Source organism: Chryseotalea sanaruensis, assembly GCF_003990915.1.
In the GTDB taxonomy this organism is placed as follows: Bacteria; Bacteroidota; Bacteroidia; order Cytophagales; family Cyclobacteriaceae; genus Chryseotalea; species Chryseotalea sanaruensis.
On the sequence record NZ_BHXQ01000016.1, the window covers coordinates 1 to 3,702 of the forward strand.

The 3,702-nt window shown below is 43.5% G+C and carries 2 protein-coding genes and 1 pseudogene; all 3 read left to right on the top strand.

The genetic code is table 11. The features are described from left to right. A pseudogene (locus SanaruYs_RS19880) lies at positions 1 to 490 on the top strand (hypothetical protein); the annotation flags it as partial. A 178-nt stretch (positions 491 to 668) separates the two neighbouring features. Beyond that, a complete protein-coding gene (locus SanaruYs_RS19885; protein WP_127124371.1) occupies positions 669 to 1,610 on the top strand; it encodes a tyrosine-type recombinase/integrase in 942 nt (313 codons plus the stop codon). Beyond that, complete coding sequence (locus SanaruYs_RS19890; RefSeq protein ID WP_127124372.1) at positions 1,585 to 2,454, top strand: tyrosine-type recombinase/integrase; 870 nt, start codon at positions 1,585 to 1,587, stop codon at positions 2,452 to 2,454. Before SanaruYs_RS19885 ends, SanaruYs_RS19890 begins: the two co-directional genes overlap by 26 nt. Positions 2,455 to 3,702 lie beyond the last annotated feature (1,248 nt).

Here is a 3,702-nt window from a genome sequence, read left to right on the forward strand (position 1 = left end):
CGATGAAGCGCACAAGATCAGGAGACTAAACGGACTCTATCAGGCTTTTGTAAAAGCGGTCACACTCATGCACCAATACCAGCGCAAGAAAGATGAACGCGGTAGATTGATCAGCGAGAAAGAAGATCTACAAGTAGCTGCGGAAATACTCTTTGAGTCCATCCTTTTAAAAGTAGATGAGTTAGACGGAAGCCTCAGGCAATTTTACGAGCGATTAAAACAGTACATCAAAACAAAAGGTAATGGCCATCACGAGAGCTACGAATTTGGCCAGCGAGAAGTGAGACAAGCCCTACAGGTTAGTAAAACACAATTACACCGCTACCTGCATGACCTGGAACAACTGGAATACATCCGTCAATCAGGAGGCTACGCGAACAGAGGATTTAATTATAAAGTATTGTACTGGGACAACATCCAGGCATTAAGATCAAAAGTAAAGAGACATCTACAAGGGCAACTTGATCAACTCGAATTAGTTACGGCCTAAAAAATACCCCCACACCAGGTTGGTGCTGGTGTTCCATGTCTTTGGAACGCCAGATGGAACGCCAGAAAAAGAAATAATCTGCGAATCTGATTTATAAACAAATAAATCAAGGCCGGATCGGCCCTGGCGTTCCGTGTTCCAAAAAAGTGTTAAGAGAGAATTTAAACCCAAACGACTTATGGAAAGATTTATCATTTACTCGAAAGAGTATCGGGATCAGTATGGCCGCTTCATGAAATATTTACAGGCCATTGGTTATAGTGAGGCCAGCTGGAAAACATTTACCACAGGTCTTCGTGAATTTTTTTGTTGGCTTGAAAAACAAAAAATCCTAAGCCTTGAAAAGGTGAGCGAAAGCGACATAGAAAACTTTTACAGCTATCAGCAGGAACGGCCTAACAATATGACAGGCGGAACCTTAAGCGAAAGCAGAATAACGATACACATGTACGTGATCAAACTTTTGTTCTGTTACCTGGAAGACACCGAGCAGCTACAGATCAATCCCATGAGTAATCTGGATTATACCCACAGCTACAAACGCACACGCGAAAATCTATTGAGCCTTGCAGACATCGAGCAACTTTACAAGGTGTGTGATACAGTAAAGCAAAGAGCCATACTAGGTATCATTTACGGATGTGGTCTGAGACGACAAGAAGCGGCCAAACTCAATGTAAGAGACATACACTTCAAAAGCGGCTTACTCTACGTTCGCCAGGGTAAAGGCGGAAGAAAACGAACCGTGCCACTTAACACAACCGTACTCAAAGACCTGAAAGAATATTATTACAACGAGCGATCCGGAGAACTGAATGGCAATGATGCCGACAGTATAGAAGCTTTTATGATCAACAAACATGGCAGGAGAATGCGAGGGAGAACCTACACCCTAGAAGTAAAAAAACTGATCAAGGCAGCAGGATTGAACACACAAATCACACTACATCATTTTAGACATGCGATAGCCACACATCTGCTGGAGAGCGGTATGAAGACCGGGCACGTGAAAGATTTTTTAGGACACCAGAGCATTGAGACCACACAGACCTATTTACACCTCACCACTACACAAATGAAAAAAACGACAAGCTATGGAACTGAAACAATACCTGACTAAACGCTTTACAAAACGCACAGCACATTGTTACGGGCTGATGATAGAAAGCTACACTAATCAGACCCGTAACGCAGCACAAGCCAAATACAAAGACATACTGCATTATCTGGAGAAAAGAAGAACAGAAGGCAGACAGGCGGGTACATTACACACATACTTGGCCGCGATCAAAGCCTATTACGATTGGCTGAAGAAAAGCGGAAGAAGAAAAGATCATCCGTGCAAACACCTGCGATTAAAAGACAAGATCGACCACCGGATAAGCGTTCAGGATTTATTTACTTCAACTGAACTGGAATTATTACTTGAACAGCCCTCGCGAGAAATAAACAAGTTGCCCAGCATCAGACTGAGAGACAAAGTAATCATTAGCCTGTTAATCTATCAGGGCTTAACCACAAAGAACATCGTTAATCTGGAAGTGAAAGACCTTAACCTGGAACAAGCCACGATTTACATTAAGAAAGCCACAACACTCAACGCACGAACATTAGAACTACATCCCAAACAAATCATGCTGATCAATCGCTACCTGGTTGAAGAGCGACCGATATTGAATAGTAAGCAAACAGATAAACTTATCCTGACCAGACGTTATAAACCGGAGAGCGGAAGTGGAGTAGGCAAAGTAGTAAAGCCCTATAAAAAGTTATTCCCCGACAAAGATTTAACGGCATTGGCTATCCGTCAAAGTGTGATAGCCAATTTATTGAAAGCAGAGAAAGACATCAGATCGGTACAAGTTTTTGCAGGCCACAAAAGTCCGATGACAACAGAACGCTATCAGCAAACCGGAATCGAAGAGTTGACCGCAGCGGTGATGAAGTTCCACCCGCTGAAGTAATCAAATACAGCTGACCCGCATGCAAGTTTTTCTGTCACAGTTTTTGCAAAGGCCGACACACTTGCAGCACATTACTTTTTTGTTTTCAGTTGAAATGATTGGAAAGCGGAGAAAACAAAAAAGCAAAGAGCTGCACCCACCGCACGAGAGCAAAAACATGCGCCAGAAAAACTTGCCCAAAGCTAAGTTACATAACGTGGTCTTATGCAAGCAGCCGCACGAGTCCATCGCACAAACCCAAGCTGTTGCATAAGCACATTATGTAAAATAGCCGCGCTAGAGCTTCGAATAAAAATCGGAGCAGTTGACAAACGATAACAGCTGCGATCAACCCAAAGTCGGCAATAGCAAGTAGTACCGTTGTCGGACAATCTTTTATGCAAGGCGTGTTTTGGTTAACCAAAACCTGACACACTTCCCTTTGGTTGTGGTGGTCTTACTTAGCGCGCCCCGCAAAATGTGTCCCTGAACGAAAAGTGGTGAAGGGGCTTGCATCATTTTTTTGAAGACCAAGTGCCACACAATCCCGCGCACATCCAAAGCACTTGCCCTTCAAAAAAACGCACAGTTCTTAGCGTGAGTCTGAGTGTGGGGGTTCAACTCCCCCCCGCAGCCGGTTCGAGTCCAGTCCTGGGCCGAACCCGGATTAAACACGTCCTAAAATCTTTTGTCAAGAGTGCAGACCTTTAAAAAAGTTACGGAATAGGGAATTACCCTGTACCCTAAAATTGATTTAGTTCGGGTTTATCAGGACTGTAAATCGCTTAAAGGTTTGATTGGTTACAGCAGTAATATCCCGACTTATCGGAAGTATTATGAAAGCTTTTAAACTTCAAACATCTTTGAGCGGGTAGCGGACTTGATCTGAATTTAGACAGAAGTCTGCGTATGAAAATCGAAATCCAATCCATAAAAGTCACCTTTAAATGGTGGCAACTTGCACTGATCATTGCTGTAATAATCCTGAGTTTTAAAGCTCCCGCGTTAGTCTTTAGATTACTTGAATTATATTTTTCTTCGGGTTGATGCATCGGACTTTTTTTGCACTGCACTTTTACTACAAATGCCCCTCGGGGTGGAGTGGCTCCTAGGCGTTGCGGCCTCAAAATAAAGTAGGGAAAGCAAGTGCGTTGCAGTTTTGTTTTGATGGCCAGCGTTGGCATGTGCGCACCTGGGAGACGAACGGAACGAAGCGTTGGCCTACTCACTTTATCGTTAACAACAATCTTTAATCGTTAGCACTCAGCG